Raw genomic sequence first — 25,663 nt, 5'->3', positions numbered from 1 at the left:
CCCTCACCCCAACCCCTCTCCCTCAAGGGGCGAGGGGGCTTCCGCGACCGGCGCGGGGGTGGCTGGTTTGGCGAGCTGGGCCTGGAGCCAGTCGGCGACGGCTTTGTCGGCGGCGGCGCGGCCGTTGGTCCACTGGCCGAAGCGTTCGACGTCGAGGGCTTTGCACATGTCGGCGCTGGTGAGGCCCTGACCCGCCCAGTGATCGTAGAAGGCCTGCGCGACGGCTTTGTCGGCCAGCGATTCGGCTTCACGATCGGCGGTGAGGCGCACGACGAAATCGAAGACGTAGACGAGCGCCTTGTCGGCGTCGGGCTTGACGCCAACCTTACGGAGCGACGTTCCGGAGCCTTCGTACTCGACGGCTTCGCGGGCGGTGGCGACGACATGGACGGGCAGGTTCGTGAGGCGGGTGTAGAGCGCCTTCATCTTATTGTTGACGGACGCCCACTCGCGATAGGACATGTCGCCGTTCTTGCTGGCGCGTTCGGCGGCGGCCTTGGCGACGTCGTAGATGACGGTCACGGGGTCGATGACGAGCGTGTCGAAGGTCTTGCCGCGATCCTGTTCAATGAAGGTGAGCGCCTGTTCGACCTCGGAGGCGGTCTTGACGCGCAGGCCGTGGAAGGGGGCGATGCCCGGGCGGCCGGCGTAGAGATCGGTGCCGCCTTCGGTGTCGATGACGGCGCAGCGCGGGAAGGTGAGGGCGGCGGTGGTCTTGCCGCAGCCGGACGGGCCGTAGAGCAGGACCTTGAGCTTCTTGGCGACGGGGTGGCGAGCTGGAAGGGGTTTTTCATGGCACGAACCTCGCTGGACGGGCGAAAGTTGTTTTTCGGATGCTATCTAGCCTGTCAACGGGACTACTTTTTGCAGGCGACGATGTGGCCGCGGTGGGCGATAGCCAGGACGTCGGACTTGGAGCGGAAGGCGGCATAGGCGGCGGCCCAGGAGTCGACCGAGTCGACGTGGAAGGGGGTGTCGTCGTGCGGGAGCCACATGGGAAGGCGCTCGACGAGGAAATAGCGGGTGGTGCGTTTGGCGGAGGCGGCGCGCAGGTCGTCGAAGGCCTTGCGGTACTGGGGGTATTCGGGGTCGTGGGTGACCCACAGCTTTTCGAGTTCGGTCATGTGGGCGAAGCCGGCGAGCTGGCCGATCTCGCGGGCGAGGGCGTCGGAATAGACCTCGGCGGCGCGGGCGACCTGCGACTGGGCGCGCTCCCAGTCGGGGAGGGCAGCGGCGGCGGCGGTGTGATCGCCGGTGTCGAGGGCGGCGAGGGAGTCGCGCCGGACTTCGGCGGCGGCGTCCTGGGCGGCGGAGAGGATGTCGTAGGCGATGCGGGAAAGTGGAGTCATGGTATGCTTATCCTTGTGGCTTGTCTGGGCGATGAGCTGCTTGGCCGCCGGCGGTGTTCGTAGCATCGCCGGCGGCGCTTTTGTTTAACGTCAAGTCATGGGCCTCCTAGTCCTGGTTGTCGTGCAGACCGGCGAAGTTGACCCACCACTCGATGGTGCTGCCCAGCGCCTGCAGCTCGTCACGTGCGGCAAGAGAGGCTTCGTCGCGCATCAGAGCATTGAGCGCTTTCAGCGATTCGAGTGCCTGCGCGGCGTGGTACGTGGCCTGTTCGGCAATGGAAACGCGTGCGAGCTGGGCTTGTGTCAATCGACGGGGGCGTTGAGTGGCGAGCATTGGGTTGGCCTTTCGATCTGACCAGCGCTAAACTTGATGCGCGCAAGGATTGAAGAATTACGCGATACAGTAATGATAACTCGATTGCGTAACTTGTCAATGGGATAAAGTAAATTGTTTTCCGATTGCGCTTGCGAATGTTGACTAGTCGCAAAAACGGGGGTAGAGTCATGGCAGATCAGATTCAAGGAGGCGTCGTGCGCAGTCGACTGAAGCAGCTTGTGAGCGAACGTGAGGCCCGCGAGCGTCGGCGCATTTATCAAAAGGACATTGCCCGCGAGACCGGATTGCGCGAAGCGACGATCTCGAAGTGGATGTCCCCCGAACCGATCGGACGCATCGACGACAAGGTTGTAGTGGCGTTGGTCAATTGGCTTGAACTTGGAGAAAACGGAATCGGGCGACTTCTGTACGTCGATTCTGTCGTGCCGCCGGCGGACAACTAGCAGGGGGGTGGGCGCATGAGACCCGACGATCCGACCCCACCGCGAGGCATGCCGCTGCCACGGCCGCCGGCGCCGCCATCGATGCCGCGACCGCCTACGGCCTACCGGCCGCCAGCGCAGGTGGTGTACGTGCCAGTGGCGATGCCGCCCGTTCCGCGACGTCGCCGGCGATCGAAGGAGAATCGTATCTATACAGCGATTGCGGTGCTGATGCTGCTGGGGATTGCGGGCGTGTATCTGCTGCCTCGGTTCATGCAGGCGTCGCGCAACGACGCGGAGGCGCGGAACGTGGCCACGACGTACGAGGGGCTGATTCAGACGCGGATCGCCAACGATCTGCCGGGGAATGTCGTGTCGATCGATCTGAGCGCGAATCTGGCGTCGGTCGAACTGGACGTCGAGATTGAGGACGGGGTTCTCAACGGGCGGCTGGGCGCGATGGGCGTGCGTTCGATGATCGAAATGACGACCGGGCAGGCGCTCGACCTGATCGTGGTGACGCTGATCACGCCGACGGACCGCAGTACGTGGCGGTGGTCGACGCTCAATAAGACGTGGCGCGAGTCATAATGATGAGTATGCTCCAGCGCCGGAGATGGCGCTGATAAAGCAGAGAGGCGACGGTTGACGCCGTCGCCTCAGTGCCTTAACAATGCAATTCCACTTTCCGCTGAAACCGGTGTGAAATCGCGGGGGTCCTTTTGAGGGAAGGCATCTTGAATGTCCATCGAGCCGCCGTCCCTCAAAGCCAGTCGGGGTACTCGGATTCGAACCGAGGGCCTCTTGCACCCCATGCAAGCGCGCTACCGGGCTGCGCCATACCCCGTGGGTGTCCCTAGAGTATAGTCCTCGTGCTAGGGCAGGGTCAAGCGGCAACCTCGAGTGAAGACTAGAACAGGCCCCAGTCGTCAGCAGCGCCCTCTTCCATCATCGACGGGTCCCACATCTCGAGGCCCATCTCGATCGTGGTCGGCCTGCCGGCGTACTGCTGCGCGACCTGTCGGGTCTTTTCCAGCAGCTGCGGCGCGTACGGGCAGAAGGGTGTCGTCATGATCATGGTGACGTGCGCGCGGTCGTCCTGAATGTCGATGTCGCGAACCAGTCCCAGTTCGATGATATTCATGCCAATTTCGGGGTCAACCACGGCCCGCAGAGCTTCGCGCAGGCCATCCTCGGTTTTCGGCTGTGCCACGTCAGTCATCGGATCTCCTCGTCGGCTGTCTCAGCGTTTGATTAACGTACCGTCATTTCGATTATAGGCACGGCGAGGTGTCATTGACACCCTGTCTTGCCGGCTGATATACTGCCAAGAGGATTATACCACGGGTAACTTTCGCTTTTAACCCGTGTGAAACAACATGGAGGCAGCAGCCCGATGACGGCGACATTGGAAATTCGCAATCTGCACGCGCGGGTCGAAGGCGAGGAACGCCTGATTCTGCGCGGGGTGGACCTGACGATCAAGCAGGGCGAAATTCACGCCCTGATGGGCCCCAACGGCAGCGGCAAGAGCACGCTGGCGAACGTCCTTATGGGCAACCCTGCGTACGAGGTCACCGACGGCGAGGTGCTGTACAACGGCGAAGACCTGCTGGCGATGGAGCCCGACGAGCGCAGCCGCGCAGGCGTATTCCTCGCGTTCCAGTATCCGGTTGCAATTCCGGGCGTCACGCTGGCGAACTTCCTGCGCCAAGCGATCAATGCACGCAAGAAGGCCGTCGACCCGGAGAGCAAGGGCATCAGCATCCCCGATTTCCGCCGCCTGCTGCGCTCGAAGATGGACATGCTGAGCATGGATCACAGCTTCGCCGGTCGTTACCTGAACGAAGGCTTCAGCGGTGGCGAGAAGAAGCGCGCCGAAATCCTGCAGATGGCGACGCTCGAACCGTCTTTGGCGATTCTCGACGAGACCGACAGCGGGTTGGACATCGACGCGCTGCGAATCGTGGCCGATGGCGTCAACAAGCTGATGAACCCCGAAATGGGCGTGTTCGTGATCACGCACTATCAGCGCTTGCTGAACTACATCAAGCCGCAGTTCGTCCATGTCATGTTTGACGGCCGGATTGTGGAAAGCGGCGGCCCCGAACTGGCGCTCAAACTGGAAGAATCCGGTTACGCGCTGGTCCGTGAGAAGTACGGCGCGGCTGTCGTAACCGAATAGGAAACCTACGGGAGGCTAGACATGGTGGACTTTGTCCCAAGCGAAAAGCAGCTGACCGAAGAAGAAGCGCGCCTCACCGACGTTCGCGGCGGATATGACGAGGCCTACGGCTTCCACGACGACGACGTGCGCTACAGCTTTGTCAGCGAGAAGGGCCTCAATGCCGAGGTCGTCCGCAATATCAGCCGGCTGAAGAACGAGCCGGCGTGGATGACCGATATTCGGCTCAAGGCATACGAGATCTTCTTGACCAAGGAAACGCCCCAGTGGGGTGGTGACCTCAGCGGAATCGACTACGACGACATCTACTACTACATGCGCGCCACTGACAAGGTCGGGCGCTCGTGGGAGGAGGTTCCGGAGGAGATCAAGCGCACGTTCGACCGGCTTGGAATTCCTGAAGCAGAACAGCAGTTCCTGCAAGGCGTCAGCGCGCAGTACGACAGCGAGTCGGTGTATCACAACATTCGGCAGGATCTCGAGTCGAAGGGCGTCATCTTCCTAGATATGGATTCGGGCCTGCGCGAGCACCCAGAGATCGTCAAGGAATACTTCGGCACGGTGATTCCTTCAGCAGACAACAAGTTCGCAGCGCTGAACACGGCCGTGTGGTCGGGCGGGTCGTTCATCTACGTGCCGAAGGGCGTGCACGTCGAGATGCCTCTGCAAGCGTACTTCCGCATCAATACGCAGAACATGGGTCAGTTCGAGCGGACGCTGATCATCGTGGATGAGGGCGCGTATGTGCACTATGTCGAGGGCTGTACCGCCCCGACGTACAGCTCGAACAGCCTGCACTCTGCAGTGGTGGAGATCATCGTCAAGGACGGCGGACGCTGCCGGTACACCACGATTCAGAACTGGTCGAACAATGTGTACAACCTCGTCACCAAGCGCGCGGTTGCCCACAAGAAGGCCACCATGGAGTGGGTCGACGGCAACCTCGGCAGCAAGTTGACCATGAAGTATCCCGCGGTCATCCTGGCAGGGGAGGGCGCGCACGGCGAGGTGCTGTCCATCGCGTTCGCCGGCAAGGGCCAGCATCAGGACGCAGGCGCCAAGATCACACACTTGGCTCCGAACACCACCAGCCAGATCATCAGCAAGTCGATCAGCAAGGACGGCGGTCGCGCGAGCTATCGAGGCTTGCTCAAGATTGTCGAAGGCGCGGACAACGTGAAGTCGAACGTCGTGTGCGACGCGTTGCTGCTGGACGACGCCAGCCGGTCGGACACGTACCCGACCATCGAAGTGGACGCAAAGCGCGTCACGATGGGGCACGAGGCGTCAGTAAGCAAGGTCGGCGAAGATCAGCTCTTCTACCTCATGAGCCGCGGGATGAACGAAGACGAAGCGAACGCAATGGTCGTCAACGGGTTCATCGAGCCGCTCGTGAAGGAACTGCCGATGGAATACGCGCTGGAGTTGAACCGCCTTATCCAGATTCAGCTCGAAGGGTCGATTGGTTAATGGTAGCGAACGCAGTACGTACGCGTGGGGCCGTCACAGGTCCCACCTATACGAATGAGGACGTCAAGGCGCTTAGCGAGCGCAACAACGAACCGCAGTGGCTGCGCGAGTTCCGCGCCAAGGCGTGGGATGTGTATGAGTCGCTCCCGATGCCATCTCGCACGGACGAGGATTGGCGACGGACGGACATTCGCGGCGTACAGTGGGCGACGGCCGGCCAGCTCGTGCATGCAAATGGCGTAACGGCGGCGGTCGTCCCGGCAGAGGCGCGGCAGCCGCTCGTTGGCGGAGCAGAAGGCGGCACGCTGGTATTCGTCGACGGCAAGGTCGTCGAGTACCGCGTGGACGACGCGCTGAGCGCGCGCGGTGTGGTATTTTCCGACCTCGCGTCTGCGGCTCAGTCGCACCCCGAACTCGTCCGCAAACACTTGATGACAAGCGCGGTCGTGCCGACGGATGGCAAGTTCGCGGCGCTGCACGCAGCCCTATGGACACACGGGTTGTTCCTGTATGTTCCGCGAGGCGTAGCCGTAGGTGGGCCTTTCCACGCGGTCTTTTACAATCACACACCCGGCGCCACGATGGGCCACGTGTTAGTGGTGATCGAGGAGGGCGCGCAGGCGACCGTTCAGGTTGAATACGCGTCGGAGGCGAGCGACGCCCCGTCGCTGTACATTGGCGCAACCGAATTGCTCGTCGGGGATCGTGCAAACCTGCGATATGTGTCGCTGCAGAACTGGAACCGTACGACGACCGAATTCACGCATCAGCGCGGTCGTGTCGGCGCTGACGCGACGCTTGACTGGGTATTCGGCGTCATGGGATGCGACCTGCTCAAGGACTACATCAACCTCGACGCCGACGGCAAGGGCGCCAACGGGCGGATCAGCGGGTTCTTCTTCGCGGACAAAGATCAGGTGTTCGACCTCGACACGCAGCAGAACCACAACGCCCCGCTGACGGTCACTGACCTGCTGTTCAAGGGCGCGGCCCGTGATACGGCACGCACCGTGTGGCAGGGCATGATTAAGTCGCTGCCGAAGATGCAGAAGATCGACGGCTATCAGGCCAATCGGAATCTGCTGCTGAGCGACGATGCGCGCATGGACGGCATACCCGGGCTTGAGATCGAGGCGGACGACGTGAAGTGCAGCCATGCTGCGACGTTCGGCACGCTTGAAGAGGCGCCGATCCATTATCTGATGAGCCGCGGAATTCCACGCAATCAGGCGGAATTGATGGTGATCGACGGGTTCTTCGACGAACTCCTGCAGCGGGTACCATTCGATCAGGTGCGCGAGCGCCTGCAGGCCGAAATCGAAGCCAAGATCATCGGACGGTAGAACCATGGATGGATTTGTCGCTGCTGCGGCGGTCGCGGATCTGCCGCCCGGGGAACGAGTCGTTGTTCAAGTGGGCAAGACGTGGGTCGCGCTGTTCAACGTGGGCGGCAAGTTCCACGCCGTGGAGGATCGCTGCACACATGATGATGGACCATTGGGTGACGGCCCGGTAATCGGCTACGAGGTCGAATGTCCGCGCCACGGCGCGCGGTTCGACCTGCGTGATGGCCGGGTAACGGCACCACCGGCACTAGTGCCTGTTCCTGTGTACGAAACGCGGGTGGAAGACGGAATGGTCTACATCGCAGTGGCCAAGAAGCGGTAAGATTGAGGCGGCTCTCGGGACTTCCGGGGGCCGCCTCTCCGTTTGAATTGAGGACCCACCATGGACATCGACACGCTGCTTGCGGAACATGGCACGCTGGTGTTTGGGCACAGAGGCGCTTCAGGATATGCGTCGGAGAACACGATGGAGTCGTTCGGCCTCGCGCTGGATCAGGGGGCGCATGGCATTGAGTTCGACGTACACCTGACCGCCGATGGCGTGCCGGTTGTGATCCACGACTTTGACGTCCACACCACGACCGACGGTCAGGGTAAGGTGGCTGACCTCACGCTAGAGCAGGTCCAAGCGCTCAATGCTTCGGGTCCGAAGTGGCCGGCTCATGCACCCGTTCAGGTTCCGACGTTGGATCAAGTGCTGTCAGCCTTCGCGGGCAAGCTCATCTTCAATATCGAAGTCAAGGCGGACACGGCCGATATTGAACACAAAGTAGCGGACCTGGTCGATAGGTATGGGGTGGGCGACGCTGTCGTCGTGTCATCATTCAATCCGGTGGTGCTGCGCCGGTTCTCGGCGGCGTATCCAACGACTCGCATTGGTTATCTGTACATGGACGGCGAACCGTATACGCAGCTCGCCCAGATGATGACTGGGGTACCAATCTACGCCCGGCACCCGTATCACCAGATGATTGACGCGGCCTATATGCGGATCGCCCGGCAGTATGGGTATAAGGTCAACACTTGGACGGTAAACGATCCCGAGCGCGCCCGCGAACTGCGCGACCTCGAAGTCGACGTCGTGATGACGGATTATCCTGACCGGATACTTCATGCGTTGAGCAGCTAGTGCTCGCGGCGTGGCGGCGACTGGTCCGCTTCGGGTTTCATCTTCTCTATAACCAGCTTGCATGGACGTATGACGCCGTCGCCTGGGTCGTGTCTGGTGGCGAGTGGTCGTCATGGCGGCGCACAGCCTTGCAGTGCATCACCGTGCCTCGCGGCGCTGTTGTGCTGGAAGTCGGCTTCGGCACCGGATCGCTGCACGTGGAGTTGGCACTGCGCGGCTGGAAATCAATCGGAGTCGACCGTTCGCGGGCAATGGGCCGGATCGCTCGACGCCGTGCTGCGCGGTCGGGCGTTCAGTCGTGTCTGCTAACAGCGTCTGCGATGGCAGTGCCGCTCGGAACAGGTGCAGTCGATGCGCTCGTTTGTACATTTCCCTCGGACTACATCGTCGACGCCGCCGCCCTCGCCGAGCTGCACCGTGTTCTGAAGCCGGGTGCTGAAATTGCCGTGGTAGTGCATGGTGTGCTGATGCGCGGAGTTTGGCGGCGCTTCACCGATGTACTGTTTCAGGCAACAGGGCAGGGGAGTATTACCGGCAGCTATGTGCCATCGCCCGAACCCCTTGAGATGCGGTACCTTCGCCTGACGAGCGCATTTCTCGCCGCCGGGCTGGACGTCCACGCCGTGCCGATGATCACGCCTCGGGGTTATGCGGTCGTGCTGAAGGGGCAATCCGTTCCTCATTAGTTGAGGATATGGTCAACATCGGCATTATTGTTAGTCGAGAATCCGCCATATAGTAAATGTAGGTGAGCATCTCTGCGGAGGTTTCGATGTACACCTACGGCTACTCCAGTGACTTGCTGTACATGCTCCTCGTCGTGGTCCCCACCCTTGTCATTAGCGCTCTGGCCAAGTACTTCGTTGACGATGCGTACTCCAAGTGGATTGCCCACCGCAACGCCCCCAACATGACCGGAAAGCAAATCGGCCAGCAATTGATTACTGCGGAAGCGCTGAGTGGCGTCCGATTTGAGACCATACCGGGCAAACTAACCGACCACTATACGCCGTCGTCAAACGTCGTTAGCCTGAGCGAGGCCATAGCGACCGAGAATTCGGTGGCATCAATGGCGATCGTGGCGCACGAACTCGGGCATGCTCAGCAGCATGCGCAGCGGAGCGCGTGGCTGGCAGTGCGAAGCATTGCTGCTCCCGCGGCGGTAATCTCCCCGTACGTCGCAGTTCCGTTGATCACTTTGGGCCTCATCGTCGAGGTTGCCGAGTTGATGTGGTTGGGCGTGGTGTGTTTTGGCGCCGTGGCGTTGTTCATGATCCTCACAGTTCCAGTAGAGATTGATGCAAGCCGGCGAGGCCTTACAATGCTGGAGAAGTCAGGGCTGTTGTATAACGACGCTGATCGGGAAGGCGCTCGCGAAGTGCTGCGCGCTGCGGCGTTTACGTACATCGCTGCGATGATACAGTCGCTGCTTCAACTGCTTCACTACGCCATGAAGGTCCTCAGCTACGCAAGGTACTTCAAGAAGCGATAGGGGAGGCCGGGCCGACGCAGGTCACGAGTTGCTCGTCCGCTGCGGCGTTTCTCATGAACGAGGATCGTTCACGGGGGCACTTGCTTTGAAACACTCGGAACTCCCGTGGCAATCTCAGGCACATATCCGGCCTTCGCCTATTGTGTCTTGTGAAATCCTGCATTATCGTTGACTTGAGAGAAACCCTGCCCGATACACCACGATGAAGGAATCCGCATGAGAGGGATCTTCCGCGCAATTACGGCGTTCAGTCTTCGTTTTCGCATAGTCACCATCACCACTTCACTTCTGGTGATGGTTGCAGGTGGCATCGCCGTAACACAGCTCAACCAGGAACTCCTTCCTCCGGTCGAGTTCCCCCAAACCATCGTACTCGCACAAGTATCCGGCCTAACCTCGGAAGAAGCGTTGTCCTTTCTTACCGAACGGCTTGAAGACCGCCTCGCCGCGGTTCCCGGAATCGTCAACATCGAGTCTACGACGACAGGCGCAATTGGCAGTGTGCTGACTCTGCTGAGCGAGTTCGGGATTGACCAAGACCGACTGCTATCCGATATCCAGGCGGGCATCGACGACGTGTGGCTACCGCTGCGCCGCATCGAGCCTACTGAAGGCGAAAGCCCCGAAGCGTTCTCAACACGCCTGTTAGGCGACATCACACCAGACGTCGCGCTGTGGATGGCGATCACTGACCGAAATTTCGTGTTTGAGCTCAGCCCCGCAACATGGGCTAAGCTCTCACCTGAGACAATCACAGCGTTGCTCAGCTATGCCGCCAAGTTAACGGACGAAGCTACTGGCGACAAGAGCGCACTACTTCAGCTCGTCGAAGGCGAGTTTGTTCCCCAGCTTAGTGCCCTACCAAACATCGCGAGCGTTCAAATCTCAGGCGGGCAAGCGCTGCCCGGCGAAGTCGTACCCAGCCGACTGCCTGGCGTCGATTTGACGGCACAACGCAGCTTGCTGCTTCAACTGTCGCCGAAGTCGTGGGACGCAGCTACAGCCATCGTACCCGAGCTTGCCGGACTAGCCCTTAACGCCGGCGCGGCCGATCGGCTCGCCTCAATCGAACTGGCGATACCCGACAGCGCGCCTGCGCTGCCCGAGTCGTGGACGGCGCCAGCGTTTTCGACCGCCGCCGACTTGCTGGAGATTCGTACCCTAACGACAACGGCCGCGGGAGTCCTCAATCAGTTCGAACGGAACGGCCGGATTGTTGGGGCGCTCGGCCAGACCAGCGACCTCACGCCAGAGATCATTCAGCAGATGATTGGGCTCGCCCCGTCGCTGCTCGGCTATCTCGATGCGGAACACCTTGCAGCGCTTCCGGACGACGTATTCAACGCCCTGCCGGACGACTTCATCGCGAGTCTGGACGGATTCACTCGTGACGCATTGGCTGCTCGCACATTGGCCGCCGAAATCACGGGTGTCGTGTCCAATGGGCAGGACGTTCGACTGCCCTCGCAGTGGCGCGTTAACCCGCCTCAGATGCTGACGTTCAGCTTCTCTGATCTGCCGTTAGCCACCTTCAGTGTCTACGCAGTAGGGGAGGTTGAGGGCTCCGAACCTGTCACGCCTGTCACCGATCCGGCCGCCGAACCATCCGGCGATCCGTCTGAGGCGGGCGCTGTGCAGCTCCCGAACGTGCTGCAAGGGCTTACGCGCTTTTCGCCGCCGCTGTCAGATGTATGGAATACGCTTGCGAGCCAGCCGCAGTTCGAAGGTCAGCCGCTGGCAAACGGCGCGGACCTGATCGCGGTCGGAAACGGCAGCGCCTCTTCCGTACTCAACACCATCAACGGGTCCGTTCCAGAGTCGTTTGCCGGCTACGAAGTGCGACTGTTTGATAGCATGAGTCTCGGGTTGTTCCAGTATCTTGCTGTGAATGAACCCGGCTTCTGGGAAGCACTGGACGATGACGTGCTTCTCAAACTGTCGCCGGCGGTGCTGTCTGAACTACCGGACGAAGCGCTCGCAGGCCGGTCCGGAGAGACCGTAGCAGCCATTGCTGCCATATCTACCGGTGAGCAGCCGTCGGCATTTGACGCCCTGCGCGAACTGTATGCTACCGATGTTCCTGCTGCCGATCCAAACGCGCCCGTGCTCAACGCGGACTGGGGGCAGGTTGCTTCGTTTTTCGGTGTGGAGATGGACACGGCGGACGATCCGTTCCGGTTCTTCCCGGATGTCGCAGGCTGGTTCAACAGCTTCTTCGAGAGCGCGCAAGGCGCAGCGTTCGCCAGTAACTTGTTCGGCAACATGTCAGCCGAGGCGTGGCAGTACATCGATCAGCGCGACGCGACCGTGCTGCCGAACCTGCGGATCGAAGTGGTCCAGCTGATCCCGCAAGATGTGCTGTCACAGCTGCCGCAAACCCTGCAAGACCGCGCGGCAGAGGGTGGAACTCCGTTTGTGCCTACGGCCTCTGTGACCCGCAGCAATGGCGAGTCAAGCCTCTTGGTGACTGTGTTCAAGCCCAACGACGCCAATACAGTTCAGGCGTACTACGACGCTAAGGCGGTCGTGGAGGATATTCAGCGCTTGAACCCCCAGATCGTCGTGAGCACCGTGTTCGAACAGTCTAGCTTCGTCGAGGAGTCAATTAGCGGCGTGGCGCGAGAAGGTCTGACTGGCGCCGGCTTCGCCATGATCGTCATCATGCTTTTCCTAAGCGGCGGAACATGGAACCGCTCGCCGCGCTCGCGCGCAGGAATGGTGCTGTTGGCGGGGTCGGTGGCTCTGTTGATCGTGCTGTCGCTTGTGCAGGCACAGGCCTCAGGCGTAAGCATCACAGAGGGCTTCGAGCAGGTTGACGTCGTGATTCGCGTGATGTTGATCGTCGGCATTGTGTCCGGCTTTGCCATCCTGCTGTGGCCGGGAAGCCTTCCGGTACCTGCGTGGCGCGCGACGCTTGTAATTGGCGTAAGTCTGCCGCTTTCCGTGCTCGCCGCATTTGCACTCATGCGCTGGCTTCCGCCGGCGGTGCACAACGCGCTCGCGCCCATGTCTGAAGGATCTCCGTTCCTTCTGTTTGTCCTGCGGCTGTTCCCCGAGTCGCTCACACTCAACATCATGACGCTGTCCGGCCTGACGGTAGCTGTCGGGCGCATCGTCGACGACTCGATCGTCGTACTCGAAAACGCGTTTCGTGAAATCCAGGCGGGTGGAGACAAGCGCGCCGCCGTCCTCAAGGGAACGACTGACGTGTCGAGCGCGATCTTCGTGGCGACGATGGTCACCGTGGTCGTATTCCTTCCGTTGGGCTTGACCGGGGGCCTCATCGGAGAGTTCTTCCTTCCGTTCGGACTGGCGGTAACTTACTCACTTGGCGCGTCGTTTGTGGTGGCGATCACCGTAATCCCGCTGTTGATGCTGATGTTCATCGGCGTACGTGATGCCAGCGAAGAAGAAGGCGGCATCCTCAGCCGAATCTATGTGCCGGTTCTGCGCTGGTCGCTCAATCATCCGGTGAACAGTTTCATCGTGCTCGGGCTTGCGGTCGGCAGCATGGGGATCGGCGGTCTCCTCCTCGGCACCCGGCCCGCGGCGTTTTTGCCGGAATTGGGTGAGCTTCAGATAACCGTCGACGTGTCGCTCCCTCAGGCAACCCGGATTCTCGAGACCGACGCTATGGTCCGCGAGTTTGAGACAGTCGTCGCCGAGCGCTTGCCGGAAGAAGAACACCGGACGATACGCACCGAAATTGGCGGGGCAGGTCTGAGTCTCGAATCGTTGTTTGGCGGCGGATCGGTGTCCGAGAACCGCGCCAATATCGTGATCAACGCGGAATTGAGCGTTGACGAACTTGAGACGCTTGTTGAGGAACTGGCGCCTGAAGCGGACGCAATCTTTGGCGCAGGTAACGTGTCGATTTCGGTTGCATCGCTTTCGAGCGGTGGCTTCGGCGGGTTCGAGGTCGTTGTGTATGGACCGCTTGAGGACCTTGAGGCCATGGACTCGACGGTCATCGCAGCGATCGACGGCATCGACGGGATCGAACAGGTGAGCAGTAACCTTTCAATGGCGGCGCTGGCCGGCCCAGACGCACCGGTAACGTATCTGCGGGTCGACGGACGCCCGGCACTCAAGTACAGCGCCTCCCTTGCGACCGAGGACACAATCGGCGTCACAGCGCAAGCCATCACGGCGATCAATGCAATTCCGGACTTCCCCGACACGCTGACCGTCACGCAGGGCTATCAGAGCCGAATCCAGACGGAAGGCTTCGCCAGTCTCTTTGTCGCGATGTTGATTGCCATTGTCATTGTCATAGTGATCTTCGTACTCTCGCTGCAATCGCCGATCTACTGGCTGGCGATCATCCTGAGCGTCGTCGTGGCGCCGGTCGGCGCGGCGGTGGCCCTCACGCTTACGAACCGCGTCCTAGGCATCTCCGCTCTGATCGGCCTGCTGATGTTGATCGGCATCGTGATCACGAACGCCGTCGTCCTAATCGATCGAGTACGGCAAAACACCGCTGGCGGCATGCCGGTGCGCGAGGCCTTGCTTGAGGCGGGAGAGCGTCGTCTGCGGCCAATTCTGATGACGGCGCTCGCGACGATCACTGCGCTTATCCCGTTGGCGGTTGGCTTGTCCGAAGGGGCGCTTATCGCGTCTGAACTTGGCACCGTCGTTATCGGTGGCCTGGTCAGCAGCACCGTACTCACGCTGGTGGTTGTACCCGTCGCCTACAAGCTGCTCACACCGATACATCGACGGCTGACGCTTTCATCGCGGCGGCAGCAGGCTCCGGCAGCGAGCAGCGCAGATTAACCTGTGACTACAGCGGCCCCGATCTTTAACGGTCGGGGCCGTCTTCAAACCTCGAAGCGACAGCTTTGCGATCGACCTTTCCGTTGGCGAGCAGTGGCAGCGCATCGACGTACTCCAGTCGCTTCGGGTGCTTGTATCGCGCGAGAATCGGATTGAGCTCCGCGCGCACGTCGTCAAGGCTGAGGGTCCGATCTGAAACCACAGCCGCGGCGGGTGACTGGCCCCATACCGGATCGTCTACGGCCACGACACATGCGGCCCTTATTCCCGGGATCTGCAGAAGGGCAGCCTCGACCTCTGCGGGATAGATGTTTTCCCCTCCCGAGATGATCAAGTCGGTTCGGCGGTTTACGATCCAGAGATCGCCGTCTGCGTCGAGGTAGCCGAGGTCACCTGTACGTAGACCGTACGGCGTCAAGACCGATTCAGTCGCTGCAGGGTCATTTGCGTACCCCTTCATGACCGTCGGCCCCTTGACGTAGATATCGCCGATCTCGCCGGCAGGGCGCATGGCACCGTCCTCACTGCGTACGCTTACAGTAACGAAGGGCACGGATTTGCCGGCACTGCCGACCTTGATTCGCGGGTCGCCGGGTGTCTGTGTGGCGGCTTGACTAGTCGCTTCGGTCAGGCCATAGGTCGAAAGGACATCGAGATTTATGCGGCGCGCTCGTTCGATGAGAGCCGTTGAGGCGGCTGCTCCGCCCAAAAGCACTGTGACGGGGCGCGGTGGGGGAGACGTTCGGGCGTCTAGCAAGCGGGCAAGCATGGTAGGAACAAGCGACACGTGTGTAATGGCGTCGTGGTCGATCGCATAATTCACGGCGTCAACATCGAATCGCTCGTGTAACGAGAGCGACGTTCCGCTGATGATCGAACGGAACAACATGACAAGTCCCCCGACGTGAAACAACGGCAGGCAGCACAGCCAATGGTCGTCATGGTGGACACGCAGGCGAAGCGCGGTCAGCGCGGCGTTATGTATGAGACTGCCATACGTGATTTGCACCGCCTTTGGCGTGCCTGAGGTGCCGCTGGTGAATACAGCGCAGGCGACAGTGTCGTATTCCAGCGGCACCGGCGTGGGGGGGAGTCCCGGAGTGTTGTTCTTTTCGTGAGTAAACTTCGTGTAGTCAAACACCAACGAACCTAATCCTAAACCATCTATATCACCATCAACGAACCACCTCACAACACCATATTCACCCACCACGCGCGCGACCTCCAACCGCGACCAACGCACATTCACCGGCACAGCGACCGCCCCCAGCCGCGCCAGCGCCAACAGAATCAACACTAAATCAATACTTGTACCTCCAAATACACCGACCCACTCACCCTTCGCGACACCCGCATGAGACAGATGTCCCACAACACGATCGACCTCACCATCGAGCTCACCAAAACGCACAACACGCCCAGCACTTCGCAACGCAACCAAATCGCCACTCAACTGAGCACTTCGCCGAAGCCAATCTCGCATTTCCATTCCACCACCACTACTCAAAAGGGGAGGCCACCGCCTCCCCCAAATTCACCCCACACACGCCCAATAACATCACGGACGCCACGGATACTTGCGGAAATCCGGCGAACGCTTCTCAAGAAACGCGTTCTTGCCCTCGGTACCTTCCTCAGACATGTAGTACAACATCGTCGAGTCGCCCGCCAGCACCTGCAGCCCAGTCTGACCGTCCATGTCAGCATTCATCGCGGCCTTTAGGAAACGAATGGCTATCGGACTCTTCTCCAAGATCTCCGAAGCCCACTGCACACCTTCAGACTCAAGCTGATCCACGGGAACCACTGCGTTAACCAAGCCCATGTCCAACGCCTGCTGTGCATCGTATTGACGACACAAGTACCAAATCTCACGCGCCTTCTTCTGCCCGACGATACGCGCGAGCGTCGCAGAGCCATATCCCGCGTCAAAGCTACCCACTTTCGGCCCCGTCTGACCGAAAATCGCATTGTCCGCAGCAATCGTCATATCACAGACAACATGAAGCACATGCCCGCCGCCAATTGCGTAACCCGCAACCAAGGCAATGACCGGCTTCGGCATAGTGCGAATAATCCGCTGCAGCTCCAGCACGTTCAGCCGCGGAACACCATCGCCACCAACATAACCTGCATGACCCCGAACGCGTTGGTCGCCACCGGAACAGAACGCATACTTGCCGTCTGCCGCCGGCCCATTACCCGTCAGCAGTACCACACCAACCTCTGCGTCATGCCACACGTGCATGAACGCATCGATCATCTCGTTGATCGTCTCAGGCCGAAAGGCATTGCGCACCTCAGGCCGATTGAACGCGATCCGAGCAATCCCGTCCATCTTGTGATATGTGATGTCTTGATACGACTTGACTTCAATCCAATTCATCGCGCTTTCCTTCACCGTTGCCTCACTTATCCCTCGACTAAGACACGCTCTGCCGCCTGCGCAGCATCCTGCATCACCTCGGCGCGCAGGCGTAGATCAGCGGCCGAATCCGTTCTTGCTTCGATAAGCCAGCTTGTGCTCCCTTCCATAGCGGACGCAACTGCTGACTGAAGCGTCTCTAGATCGCCCACCAGCACATACGACAACCCATACATCGACGCCGCTCCTTCAAACGTGCGGCCATGCGGTGTCAAGAACAAATCAGTAAACGCAGGCTCGAATTCCTTGACTGGCAGCCGCCGGAAGATACCACCACCGTCATTATTGACGACAACAATGACTACAGGAGCAGCCACTCGCGATGCGCTCAGCAGACCACCGATGTCATGTAGGAGTGCAAGGTCTCCGATGATCAGGCAGGTCGGCCGCTCACTCGCTGCCGCGATTCCATAGGCAGTAGAGACCGTGCCGTCGATCCCCGACGCGCCGCGATTGCAGTATACGTGGAGCGCTCGACGGCGCGGCGCCGTGAACTGCTCGACATTACGGATTGGCAAGCTGCTGGCTACCACTACGTTTGAGTCTTCAGGAAGGGCTTCAATGCATCTGGCGACAATCGCGCCGTCAAACCACTCCGAACTCGCAGCATACGCCTGCCAAACCGCGCGTTCACGCGCCCATAGCAGCTCGACCCACGCCCGATCAATCTGATTCCTATCTTGCACCGCTTGCGCCACTCGGCGAAAGAGCAGGGCAGGGGAAACATGAATCATCTCCGAGAGCTGATGATAAGGATCGCGCCATACACCATCGTCAGTAATCTGAATCACACGCGACGCCGCGCCGGACACCAAATAGTCCTCGATCGCTTTGGACGCTGGCTGGCCTCCAAGCTGAATCCACAGGTTGACCGTCCCCAAGGTCTCGCGAAGGGAGCCGAACGAATCATACGCCCCGAGTGTCCGAACTGACGACCAGCGCAAGTTCGACAGGGGATCGGCAAAAACGGGAATCCCTGTCGCTTTGGCGAACTCCGCCAACGGCTCGGCCACGTCGTTTGCGGGTGTGAACGGTCCGGCAAAGATGATTGCACGCCGCGCGTTTTCCACAGCATGGAGAAGCGTTTGGACCTGTGCGGTTGTCGGCTCAAGCGCCCCCTCGCTAACGCGCGAGAACGGCATGCTTCCACGGCGTCCGCTGTCGAACAAATCCGTGATATCCGTCGGCACAACAGTCGGCTCAAGCGGCTTACGGAATGGCAGGTTCAGGTGCACCGGACCGCTAGGCACGCCGCACGCACGCGCAAAAGCCCGCGCCGCCAGCGTACGAAGACTGCGGACAGCCAGCGCAGGCGGTTCCTGCTCAGGCAGCGATACATCGACTGACCAGAGTGCGTGGCTTCCGTACATCCGGACTTGATCGATCGTTTGATTCGCACCGCTGTCGCGCAGCTCGGGCGGGCGATCGGCCGTCAGTATTAGTAGGGGAACACCTGCCTGCCGGGCTTCGATCACCGCCGGGTAGAAGTTGGCCGCGGCGGTACCGGATGAACAGACAACGACGGCCGGCAAGCGAGTCGCCATCCCGATACCGAGCGCAAGGAACGCCGCACTTCGCTCGTCAATGATCGAGATCGTCTTGATTTGGGGATGACGCGCGAGTGCAACGACCAGCGGTGTCGACCGCGACCCGGGCGCGATGACTGCCCAGCGCACGCCGTGCCGCGCGAGTTCATCCACGATCATGCTTGCCCACAGGATGTTGCGGTTTTCCGGCTTCACGATTCGCGTGCTCCGAGCGCATCGAGCATCGGGCGGAACTTGATCCGGGTTTCGTCCCACTCACGCAGCGGATCGGACTGCTCGACAATTCCACAGCCAGCATACAATCGCGCGCGATCGTTGCTCACGACCGCGGAGCGAATCGCTACGGCGAACATTCCACCACCACCTGCATCAAGCCAGCCGATAGGGGAGGCATACCAACCCCGTTCGAACAGCTCGATCTCTCTGATGGCCTCGATCGCGGCTTCCGCAGGGTAGCCACCCAGCGCAGGAGTCGGATGCAGCCGCGACACTACTTCGAGAATGTCCACTTCGTCAGCCAGATGGCCGGTAAACGGGGTGAACAAATGTTGAATGTTTCCCAGCTTGAGAATTTGCGGTTCCTCCGGGAACGAGAGCTGGTCGCTGACCGGCTCAAGGAGATCGCGCAGCGCGTCGACCACCAGCGCGTGCTCGTGGCGTTCCTTCGGACTCGTAAACAACTCTGCGGCCAACACCGCATCTTCGGCCACCGTCGCCCCGCGTGCCACCGACCCGGCTACCGCGGCAGTGCGCAATATACGCCCGATCACTTCAAGCAGCAGCTCAGGCGTTGCGCCAAGGAATGCGTGACCGGGCGCAGGCTCGAACATGAACCGGTAGGTCGCAGGATAGGCACGCTCCAGACGCACTAAAGCTGAGACAGGATCCAATGCGATGTTTGACACCAGATCGGCGACACGCGACAACACAATCTTCTGCAGAGTCCCGTCGCGAATCAAGCCGATACCACGCGTCACTTGGTCAACCCAGTCATCGCGTGTCAACGGATACGAGACAGGATGGCTGTAGTCAGCGACAGTGATGTCTGGAATGTCGTTTCGTTCGATCCGCTGAACCCAACGATCGGCTGCTGCAGCCAGATCTTCGGCAGGCCCATCGACTGACGACGCAACCGTGAGCCAAAGCTGTCCGTTGGCGTCGGTAATCATGACACGCGGCAGGATGAAGTGCGCGGCATCGAACTCTGCCCACAGCGGATCGTCATTGGGATCCGGGGAGAACGCGAAGCCGCCAAACAGCCGAGGGGCGGTATCGGCCGGTGCGACGTCATCGCCGTCTTGAGGCAGCAATCCCCACGCCGCTTCGCGTACCGTGTCAAACCGATCGGGGCCCGTTGCCTGAATTGTCTTGACTGCGCCCCACGCCGCATATGCCGTCGAGATAGAGGCATTCTGCCAGAACATCCGGGGTTTGCCGGCCCCGTGTTGAAGCAGCTTCACCAACGGAATCTTGGCGCGAAGGGGACGGACAACGTACCGGATCGGGCTGTCCCAGAGGCTCGATTCCTGAGCCCGTTCGCCCGCAACATGCCCAATCATGGCGCACGTGGCTCCTCAAATCCGACGCCACGGAGTAGGTTCGGCAGCAGACTCGCAAGGATTCGATCCGGTGATGGACTGCCGGTATAGACCCAGCGAATGACGACCGCGTTGATTGCGCCGATCCAACCATGAGCGACAACTTCAGAGTCGGTAGGGTCGAGATCGCCTTGCGCGATTGCTTCGTCCAAGTACGTCCTTACGAGAGTCGCAAACCGATCGAGGACCTCAAGACGCTTCTCTTCGAACGCCACGCCCAGACCTGCGGCTTGGACAAGAAGGATCTTCGCCAGCCGTCGATACTTGCCGAAGGTCTCGAGACACGCTTCGAGCGCTGCGCGCACCCGGTCGATGCCGGCGTCATGCTTCGAAATGGCTTCGATAACGCGCCGTTCGAGAAGGTCTGCGAAGCGATCGACCAGCGCCAAGAAGAGGCGCTGCTTGTTGGGAAAGTGGAAGTAGACCGAGCCCTTGGAAGTATCGGAGACTTCGACAATTTCATCGACTGTCGTATCGTGATACCCTTTGGTCGAAAACACATCCAAGGCGGCATCAAGGATTCGCGCCTTCGTATTTTCAGGGTCCTTTGGAATTCCACGCTTGAGCATAGCGGTGCTCCTTAGTGACAAACCGACTGGTCAGTCTAATTCATATTCTATCATCGTCTTGTGAAAGCTGACACAAGTTTGATCGATTTCTCACCTTCGATTGCAAGCGTCCGTGTCGACATCCAGAACGCCACATATCGCGTGCTCCGTTGGGGCAGGGGACGCGTTCCGATCATGCTGCTGCACGGCTTCACCGGTGCGGCCGATGTATGGACGATACCGCTAGCAGGCCCTGCCACAGCCGTGTCAGGTCTCGCGCCGGACCTGCTTGGACACGGACGCACGCGCTCAAGCGACGACCCAGCCCGCTACACGATCGACCGTGCTGCGGGCGACCTCATCGAGATTCTCGATCACCTTCACATCGACCGGATCGTCCTTCACGGCTACTCGATGGGCGGCCGACTCGCACTCTATACCGCGCTGACGTTCCCCGACCGTGTCGCCGCACTTAGCCTTGAATCGGCGTCGCCCGGGCTGGCGTCACCCGTCGAACGCGCAGCGCGTGTCGCCTCCGACGAGGAGCTGGCCCAGCGCATCACCGACAACGGTGTCGAGTCGTTCGTCGACTACTGGGAAAAGACACCACTGTTTCGACATCAAGCGGAGACTATGCCCGAGCTGGTGCGACTGCATCAGCGAGCGATTCGACTGTCGCAGAGAGCCGCTGGCCTAGCCGCTTCGCTGCGAGGCATGGGCACCGGTACTCAGCCGTCGCTCTGGGATAAGCTCGGTAGGCTGGAGATGCCGGTTCAGCTCATGTCGGGGCAATTGGATGCCAAGTTCGAGGCGATCGCCGATGAGATGGCGCTGCACATTCGTAGCTGCCAACGAGTCAGCATCGCCCGCGCGGGGCACGCCATTCACGTCGAAGCGCCGAGTTCATGGCGCGCTGCCTTGATCGAGTTCATCAACTCCGCTGACCTGCGGCGCGCTTGAAATCCATAAATCGATAGCCGACGCCTCGCTCGGTCAAGATGTACCGGGGATTGCCGGGGTCCGGCTCGATACTCTTGCGAAGGTAGTTCACGTACAGGCGAACGTAGTGGGTCTCCTCGCGGTACTCGTAGCCCCAGACGTTAGCCAGAATCTGCTCATACGTGACTGTCCACCCCGCGTTCTCGATGAGGTGGTAGAGCAGGCGAAACTCGAGCGGGCGCAGCTTCTTGCGTTCTCCGCCGACGATCACTGAACGCGTGTTAAAATCCACCTGCAGGTAGTCGTCAATCGCAAGCACTGTATCTTCGGGCGCGACCGCCGAACTTTCCGCGCGGCGCAGCACCGCACGAATACGAGCGGATAACTCGCGCGGGCCGAAGGGCTTGGGCAAATAGTCGTCGGCGCCAAGTTCAAGGCCGCGCACGCGGTCGTTCTCATCACCCTTCGCCGTTAGCATGATGACCGGCAGCGACGAGAACTCACGCAGCATCTTGAGTGTCGCGAAGCCGTCCAACTCCGGCATCATCACATCCAATAGCACAAGATCCGGCAGCTTGGTGCGAATTTGCTCGAGCGCCTGCAAGCCGTTGCGCGCTTCGATAACTCGGAATCCCTCAACCTCAAGGTTCATGCGCACCATGCGGACGAGATGCGGTTCGTCATCAACCACCAAGATAAGCTTGCCACGAGGGCTGCCTGCAGGTTTGGACGTTGGAAGTGCCATTGACGTCGCCTAGTCGTTGCGGAACAACAGCGGGAATTCTTCTTGTTCCTCAGCCGACGGCAGCACCTGGACGTAGTTGATTCGCCACCACGGCAAAATCACCATACGGACTCCCTCGTCGATCCAATTCAACTCGCGATCGACATGGTCGCGCGGGTTACGGCCGATGAGAACTGTATCGTTTGGATTGGGCAGCGCTTCAACGTCGAGCTTGATCGGCTCGGTATTCGCTAGATGCACCAGAATACTCATCATCTCGGAACTGTCCCCCACAATCCACGGCGCAGCATATCGTGCTGACTATACAAAGTAGACCCGTGCAGCAAGCTGCCCGAACATAATCTCGTCGCCATCCTGAATCAACCTCGGTTGATTCGCCGCAACGCGTCTGCCGTTCACCAACGTGCCATTCGAGCTTCCCAGATCGAGCAGGGTCAACGTGTGTTCGCGCCGCTGCATTGATGCGTGCATGCGCGAAACACCCTTCTCAAACGCGCCATACGGCGTAAGGTCGACATCCGGATTCGCCGCGCCATTGGTATCCTGCCGCCCGAATGTCGTTCGCGCGTTAGGCTTCAGCTCGATCCGCGTCTCAAAGCCGACGAATTCGACAACGACACGCATTTCGTCCTGCAGGTCGAAGCCGGCAGTGTGAACGGGCGTCAGGCCATGAACAGGCGTTACAAGACCGGTCGATTGACCAGCCATCAACGGAAAGCCACAGTCCTCGCAGACCATAGCCCCGACAAAATTGTCATGATCGCATTCTTGGCACTTGCGCATCGATGACCTTACCTCGAATTCCGCGCATGCTGCTAGATTATAGCGGTGAGCGGCGCACGATTACACCCTGCCAACCGGCGGGCAACGCGTCACTCGCTCTCCTGCGCATTGACCAGCATGCGCGTATTGTACTTGATGGTCTTCTTTCCCTCGGACGACAGCATGTGCGTCGTCTTGACGATGTGTGCTTCGTGAAGCACATGCGTCGCCAGCGCCTGTTGACCCATCGCAAGCAAACGCGTCGCCAGCTTCTCAAGCCGGCGTGTCGCTTCTTCAATTTCGCCGCGACGGATCGCATCGTTGGCTTGTTCTTGCATGCGGTACAACGCCAACCGGCTGAGCGCATCAAGAATGGCCGTGTTGGTTTCCTCCTCGAACTGCAACGTCGTAACCTCAGTCATGACATCGTGCAGTACGTGGTACGCGGGTTGATCGTTCAACAGCACATCGCCCATTCCCACAACGCGACAAACTTTGAACAAGCCTTCCTCCAGCCCCGGCACCAACTTGAGCTGAACAATGGCCGTCGTCGAGCGGCGTCCTTCCAGAATACCCAGCAGGATCTCGCCATCGTTCACGTCTACCGGCTGAGGTAGGGGAGCGATCTTGAACGCGCTGTCGATCTCGACACCATCGGCGATCTGAAGGACCACACGGAGGCGCTCGGCAAACGTGCTCGATAGATGACGGACATGGTTGTTGATGAAGCTGCCGACCTCGTTGACGTTTCGAATGTACTGTGACGAACCGCCGGTACTGGAGGCCAGTCGATCCAGAAAGTCGTCGTTCCAGTCGGTGCCGAGGCCCATCGCGCTGATCCCGATACCCTCGACGCTGGCGTTCGACGCAAGCTGAATGCACTGCTCTTCATCACCGTACGTGTTGCCGTCAGTCAGCAGGATGATGTGGTTGACGTACTTGGAGTCGAGGAACTCGCGGTTCTGCCGAATGCCTTCGCTCAGACCGTGGTAGATCTCGGTTCCGCCGTACGCCGCCATCATGGCGACCTGCGCTTTAAGTGCCGGCTTGTCGCGGACTTTCGTCGCCGGCACAAGCACCGATGCCCGGTCGCTGAACGCAACGACCGAGATGACATCGTCGCTCGTCAAGTTGTCGATGATCTGCGAGGCGGCCGCCTTGACACGATCCATGCGCGCGCCATGCATCGAGTTACTGCGATCCAGCACCAGCGTTAGGTTCAGGTTACTGGTACCGCGTTCAGCAGTATTCGCCGTCACTTCACCGGGGGCAAAATCGACGCGGATGTAAAGGATCTGCGGTTCGTCGATGACCGGAAGCTGCGTACGACTCGTGGTGACCTTCATGTTGAAGTAGTACCGACTGTCGATCGCCCGGGTCTGCTTCATCGCAGTGAAGAGCATGTTGGGATTGGTGAGGAGTTCGTAGGCACGTCGGGCGTTCTTGACGTGAGCTGCGGTCACCACACCGCGCTTGCCGCGCTCCTGCGCTTTGTAGCGCCGCTCGATGTGTTCTAGCGCAAGCTCCATGAGGTCTTGAGACGCGTCTTGCGGAATGCCAAGCGCCGCATAGGGATCAAACTGCTGTTCACCCGAATCCATAGCCTTATTCCCCGTGTTGACGCTTCGCTCACCCCGGCAACTTCACGGCAACGGCCGTGATGTTGTCGTTTCCTCCTCGTGCGTTCGCCAGCGTCACGAGGTGATCGCACGCCTGCTGCGGCGGGAACTTCTGCAAGTAAGACAGGATTTCGCTTTCGTGCACCAACCCTGACAATCCATCGCTGCACAAGAACAACATTGCACCCGGTGGCAGCCGACGGGTCATCGTATCGACATCGAGCTCTTCACTGAGGCCGAGCGCGCGATAGAGCACGCTCTTCTGCGGGTGATTTTCGGCTTCTTCCGGAGCAAGTTCGTTCATTTCGATGAGGCGGGCCACGTACGAATGATCGCGTGAAATCTGGTCAATCTTGCCGTCCGTGACCAGATAGCAGCGACTGTCGCCGACATGGGCGAGATGTGCGAGATTGCCCATGACGACGAGTGCGGTCATGGTCGTGCCGCCGGCCGGCAGCTCATCGGAGATATGCTTGTGTGCAGCCTCGAAGGCGCTCTCCAATGCCTCGCTAATCGGCATGCGACTGGTTGCATCAGCCATTGTCAGGAACGGCAGGTAAACCGATTTCATCAGTTCAGCCGCAGCAATCCGGACGGCAGCCGCCGACGCGAACTCTCCATCGACGTGCCCACCCATGCCGTCAGCGACGACGAAGATTCCAAACTCGGGGATCGCATCTGCCGTACGACTGATCGACACGAACGCATACGAACTGTCTTCGTTGTTGGTGCGGATCATCCCAACGTCGGTCGTCTGGCCGAAAGTCAGGTGCGAGTTTGCAGCAGAAACCATCGCTGCCTTGCTCAGTTCCTGCGTACCCTCCTCAATAATCGCGCGGCGATCGTCAACCGACCGCATGGGCGCAGTATTGATGTCCTGCTGAGGGTCAACCTGTGGAAGCGGAGTGGTCGGGATATCAGACATTCGGAGCCTAACTGAACCAAGACGATACAGCAGTTTGCGCAGTTGCACG

The 25,663-nt window shown here is 60.1% G+C and carries 25 protein-coding genes and 1 tRNA gene; 11 read left to right on the top strand and 15 right to left on the bottom strand.

Annotated features, from left to right (window positions below):
• Positions 1 to 3: 3 nt before the first annotated feature.
• The 3 genes from IPM16_06630 to IPM16_06620 all read right to left on the bottom strand — a co-directional run bounded on the left by IPM16_06630 (position 4) and on the right by IPM16_06620 (position 1,683).
• Positions 4 to 840 carry an ATP-binding protein gene (locus tag IPM16_06630; GenBank protein MBK9122782.1) on the bottom strand — a complete coding sequence of 279 codons (837 nt, stop codon included), beginning with the start codon at positions 838 to 840 and terminating at the stop codon, positions 4 to 6.
• A 17-nt stretch (positions 841 to 857) separates the two neighbouring features.
• Positions 858 to 1,349: a hypothetical protein gene (locus tag IPM16_06625; protein ID MBK9122781.1), complete on the bottom strand. Its 492-nt coding sequence runs from the start codon at positions 1,347 to 1,349 to the stop codon at positions 858 to 860.
• A 106-nt stretch (positions 1,350 to 1,455) separates the two neighbouring features.
• Complete coding sequence (locus IPM16_06620) at positions 1,456 to 1,683, bottom strand: hypothetical protein (GenBank protein MBK9122780.1); 228 nt, start codon at positions 1,681 to 1,683, stop codon at positions 1,456 to 1,458.
• 197 nt (positions 1,684 to 1,880) lie between these two features.
• On the opposite strand from IPM16_06620, the gene IPM16_06615 reads away from it, so the two are divergent.
• Together IPM16_06615 and IPM16_06610 are read left to right on the top strand one after the other, a co-directional pair.
• Entirely contained in the window at positions 1,881 to 2,129 is a 249-nt protein-coding gene (locus tag IPM16_06615) for a hypothetical protein (protein ID MBK9122779.1), read from the top strand.
• Positions 2,130 to 2,210: 81 nt separating this feature from the next.
• Entirely contained in the window at positions 2,211 to 2,699 is a 489-nt protein-coding gene (locus IPM16_06610) for a hypothetical protein (protein ID MBK9122778.1), read from the top strand.
• Between the two features lie 182 nt (positions 2,700 to 2,881).
• Here the strand turns inward: IPM16_06610 and IPM16_06605 are convergent.
• A tRNA-Pro gene (locus IPM16_06605) sits at positions 2,882 to 2,955 on the bottom strand.
• A 63-nt stretch (positions 2,956 to 3,018) separates the two neighbouring features.
• Positions 3,019 to 3,330 carry a DUF59 domain-containing protein gene (locus tag IPM16_06600; GenBank protein ID MBK9122777.1) on the bottom strand — a complete coding sequence of 104 codons (312 nt, stop codon included), beginning with the start codon at positions 3,328 to 3,330 and terminating at the stop codon, positions 3,019 to 3,021.
• A gap of 174 nt (positions 3,331 to 3,504) precedes the next feature.
• Between IPM16_06600 and sufC the strand changes: the two genes are divergently transcribed.
• From sufC to IPM16_06560, 8 genes are all read left to right on the top strand, one after another.
• On the top strand, positions 3,505 to 4,293 hold the full coding sequence (gene sufC, locus IPM16_06595) for a Fe-S cluster assembly ATPase SufC (GenBank protein MBK9122776.1): 789 nt from the start codon (positions 3,505 to 3,507) through the stop codon (positions 4,291 to 4,293).
• 21 nt (positions 4,294 to 4,314) lie between these two features.
• Complete coding sequence (gene sufB, locus IPM16_06590; GenBank protein ID MBK9122775.1) at positions 4,315 to 5,763, top strand: Fe-S cluster assembly protein SufB; 1,449 nt, start codon at positions 4,315 to 4,317, stop codon at positions 5,761 to 5,763.
• Positions 5,763 to 7,106 (top strand): Fe-S cluster assembly protein SufD, encoded by a 1,344-nt coding sequence (sufD, locus tag IPM16_06585; GenBank protein ID MBK9122774.1) that lies wholly within the window; start codon positions 5,763 to 5,765, stop codon positions 7,104 to 7,106. The genes sufB and sufD overlap by 1 nt, the downstream gene beginning before the upstream one ends.
• Positions 7,107 to 7,110: 4 nt before the next feature.
• The gene (locus IPM16_06580; protein MBK9122773.1) at positions 7,111 to 7,431 is read left to right on the top strand and encodes a non-heme iron oxygenase ferredoxin subunit; all 321 of its coding nucleotides are present in this window, start codon (positions 7,111 to 7,113) and stop codon (positions 7,429 to 7,431) included.
• A gap of 60 nt (positions 7,432 to 7,491) precedes the next feature.
• Positions 7,492 to 8,238 (top strand): glycerophosphodiester phosphodiesterase, encoded by a 747-nt coding sequence (locus tag IPM16_06575; GenBank protein MBK9122772.1) that lies wholly within the window; start codon positions 7,492 to 7,494, stop codon positions 8,236 to 8,238.
• Complete coding sequence (locus IPM16_06570; GenBank protein ID MBK9122771.1) at positions 8,238 to 8,924, top strand: methyltransferase domain-containing protein; 687 nt, start codon at positions 8,238 to 8,240, stop codon at positions 8,922 to 8,924. Before IPM16_06575 ends, IPM16_06570 begins: the two co-directional genes overlap by 1 nt.
• Positions 8,925 to 8,986: 62 nt before the next feature.
• A complete protein-coding gene (locus IPM16_06565; protein ID MBK9122770.1) occupies positions 8,987 to 9,730 on the top strand; it encodes a zinc metallopeptidase in 744 nt (247 codons plus the stop codon).
• Between the two features lie 216 nt (positions 9,731 to 9,946).
• Positions 9,947 to 14,506, top strand: coding sequence for an efflux RND transporter permease subunit (locus IPM16_06560; protein MBK9122769.1), 4,560 nt, complete (start codon positions 9,947 to 9,949; stop codon positions 14,504 to 14,506).
• A 25-nt stretch (positions 14,507 to 14,531) separates the two neighbouring features.
• On the opposite strand, the gene menE is transcribed toward IPM16_06560, so the two are convergent.
• The 5 genes from menE to IPM16_06535 all read right to left on the bottom strand — a co-directional run bounded on the left by menE (position 14,532) and on the right by IPM16_06535 (position 20,645).
• On the bottom strand, positions 14,532 to 15,989 hold the full coding sequence (gene menE / locus IPM16_06555) for an o-succinylbenzoate--CoA ligase (GenBank protein ID MBK9122768.1): 1,458 nt from the start codon (positions 15,987 to 15,989) through the stop codon (positions 14,532 to 14,534).
• A gap of 75 nt (positions 15,990 to 16,064) precedes the next feature.
• Entirely contained in the window at positions 16,065 to 16,892 is an 828-nt protein-coding gene (menB, locus tag IPM16_06550; protein ID MBK9122767.1) for a 1,4-dihydroxy-2-naphthoyl-CoA synthase, read from the bottom strand.
• Between the two features lie 26 nt (positions 16,893 to 16,918).
• Positions 16,919 to 18,673, bottom strand: coding sequence for a 2-succinyl-5-enolpyruvyl-6-hydroxy-3-cyclohexene-1-carboxylic-acid synthase (gene menD / locus IPM16_06545; GenBank protein ID MBK9122766.1), 1,755 nt, complete (start codon positions 18,671 to 18,673; stop codon positions 16,919 to 16,921).
• Positions 18,670 to 20,037 carry an isochorismate synthase gene (locus IPM16_06540; protein MBK9122765.1) on the bottom strand — a complete coding sequence of 456 codons (1,368 nt, stop codon included), beginning with the start codon at positions 20,035 to 20,037 and terminating at the stop codon, positions 18,670 to 18,672. The genes menD and IPM16_06540 overlap by 4 nt, the downstream gene beginning before the upstream one ends.
• Complete coding sequence (locus tag IPM16_06535; GenBank protein MBK9122764.1) at positions 20,034 to 20,645, bottom strand: TetR/AcrR family transcriptional regulator; 612 nt, start codon at positions 20,643 to 20,645, stop codon at positions 20,034 to 20,036. The genes IPM16_06540 and IPM16_06535 overlap by 4 nt, the downstream gene beginning before the upstream one ends.
• Before the next feature lie 174 nt (positions 20,646 to 20,819).
• On the opposite strand from IPM16_06535, the gene menH reads away from it, so the two are divergent.
• Positions 20,820 to 21,584, top strand: a complete 765-nt coding sequence (gene menH, locus IPM16_06530; GenBank protein MBK9122763.1) for a 2-succinyl-6-hydroxy-2,4-cyclohexadiene-1-carboxylate synthase — start codon at positions 20,820 to 20,822, stop codon at positions 21,582 to 21,584.
• Here menH and IPM16_06525 read toward each other — a convergent pair.
• The 5 genes from IPM16_06525 to IPM16_06505 all read right to left on the bottom strand — a co-directional run bounded on the left by IPM16_06525 (position 21,556) and on the right by IPM16_06505 (position 25,614).
• Positions 21,556 to 22,308: a response regulator transcription factor gene (locus IPM16_06525; protein MBK9122762.1), complete on the bottom strand. Its 753-nt coding sequence runs from the start codon at positions 22,306 to 22,308 to the stop codon at positions 21,556 to 21,558. The genes menH and IPM16_06525 overlap by 29 nt on opposite strands.
• Positions 22,309 to 22,317: 9 nt before the next feature.
• Entirely contained in the window at positions 22,318 to 22,563 is a 246-nt protein-coding gene (locus IPM16_06520) for a hypothetical protein (GenBank protein ID MBK9122761.1), read from the bottom strand.
• 45 nt (positions 22,564 to 22,608) lie between these two features.
• On the bottom strand, positions 22,609 to 23,016 hold the full coding sequence (locus IPM16_06515; GenBank protein MBK9122760.1) for an FHA domain-containing protein: 408 nt from the start codon (positions 23,014 to 23,016) through the stop codon (positions 22,609 to 22,611).
• Between the two features lie 164 nt (positions 23,017 to 23,180).
• Entirely contained in the window at positions 23,181 to 24,671 is a 1,491-nt protein-coding gene (locus IPM16_06510) for a VWA domain-containing protein (protein ID MBK9122759.1), read from the bottom strand.
• 28 nt (positions 24,672 to 24,699) lie between these two features.
• Positions 24,700 to 25,614 (bottom strand): serine/threonine-protein phosphatase, encoded by a 915-nt coding sequence (locus tag IPM16_06505; GenBank protein MBK9122758.1) that lies wholly within the window; start codon positions 25,612 to 25,614, stop codon positions 24,700 to 24,702.
• Between the last annotated feature and the right edge of the window lie 49 nt (positions 25,615 to 25,663).

Origin of the sequence: Candidatus Flexicrinis affinis (genome assembly GCA_016716525.1) — a bacterium.
GTDB classification, from domain to species: domain Bacteria; phylum Chloroflexota; class Anaerolineae; order Aggregatilineales; family Phototrophicaceae; genus Flexicrinis; species Flexicrinis affinis.
The sequence above is the reverse complement of the archived record's forward strand: the minus strand, read 5'-3'. Positions and strand labels throughout refer to the sequence as shown.

Excerpts from the sequence above, each read along its gene's own strand:
- IPM16_06505 (MBK9122758.1), bottom strand. The coding sequence starts at position 25,614 with ATGTCTGATATCCCGACCACTCCGCTTCCACAGGTTGACCCTCAGCAG.
- IPM16_06560 (MBK9122769.1), top strand. The coding sequence starts at position 9,947 with ATGAGAGGGATCTTCCGCGCAATTACGGCGTTCAGTCTTCGTTTTCGC.
- IPM16_06575 (MBK9122772.1), top strand. The coding sequence starts at position 7,492 with ATGGACATCGACACGCTGCTTGCGGAACATGGCACGCTGGTGTTTGGG.
- sufD (MBK9122774.1), top strand. The coding sequence starts at position 5,763 with ATGGTAGCGAACGCAGTACGTACGCGTGGGGCCGTCACAGGTCCCACC.
- IPM16_06610 (MBK9122778.1), top strand. The coding sequence starts at position 2,211 with ATGCCGCGACCGCCTACGGCCTACCGGCCGCCAGCGCAGGTGGTGTAC.
- IPM16_06510 (MBK9122759.1), bottom strand. The coding sequence starts at position 24,671 with ATGGATTCGGGTGAACAGCAGTTTGATCCCTATGCGGCGCTTGGCATT.
- IPM16_06620 (MBK9122780.1), bottom strand. The coding sequence starts at position 1,683 with ATGCTCGCCACTCAACGCCCCCGTCGATTGACACAAGCCCAGCTCGCA.
- sufC (MBK9122776.1), top strand. The coding sequence starts at position 3,505 with ATGACGGCGACATTGGAAATTCGCAATCTGCACGCGCGGGTCGAAGGC.
- menB (MBK9122767.1), bottom strand. The coding sequence starts at position 16,892 with ATGAATTGGATTGAAGTCAAGTCGTATCAAGACATCACATATCACAAG.
- sufB (MBK9122775.1), top strand. The coding sequence starts at position 4,315 with ATGGTGGACTTTGTCCCAAGCGAAAAGCAGCTGACCGAAGAAGAAGCG.
- IPM16_06580 (MBK9122773.1), top strand. The coding sequence starts at position 7,111 with ATGGATGGATTTGTCGCTGCTGCGGCGGTCGCGGATCTGCCGCCCGGG.
- IPM16_06625 (MBK9122781.1), bottom strand. The coding sequence starts at position 1,349 with ATGACTCCACTTTCCCGCATCGCCTACGACATCCTCTCCGCCGCCCAG.
- menE (MBK9122768.1), bottom strand. The coding sequence starts at position 15,989 with ATGCGAGATTGGCTTCGGCGAAGTGCTCAGTTGAGTGGCGATTTGGTT.
- IPM16_06540 (MBK9122765.1), bottom strand. The coding sequence starts at position 20,037 with ATGATTGGGCATGTTGCGGGCGAACGGGCTCAGGAATCGAGCCTCTGG.
- menH (MBK9122763.1), top strand. The coding sequence starts at position 20,820 with ATGCTGCTGCACGGCTTCACCGGTGCGGCCGATGTATGGACGATACCG.
- IPM16_06525 (MBK9122762.1), bottom strand. The coding sequence starts at position 22,308 with ATGGCACTTCCAACGTCCAAACCTGCAGGCAGCCCTCGTGGCAAGCTT.
- IPM16_06600 (MBK9122777.1), bottom strand. The coding sequence starts at position 3,330 with ATGACTGACGTGGCACAGCCGAAAACCGAGGATGGCCTGCGCGAAGCT.
- IPM16_06515 (MBK9122760.1), bottom strand. The coding sequence starts at position 23,016 with ATGGCTGGTCAATCGACCGGTCTTGTAACGCCTGTTCATGGCCTGACG.
- IPM16_06520 (MBK9122761.1), bottom strand. The coding sequence starts at position 22,563 with ATGATGAGTATTCTGGTGCATCTAGCGAATACCGAGCCGATCAAGCTC.
- IPM16_06535 (MBK9122764.1), bottom strand. The coding sequence starts at position 20,645 with ATGCTCAAGCGTGGAATTCCAAAGGACCCTGAAAATACGAAGGCGCGA.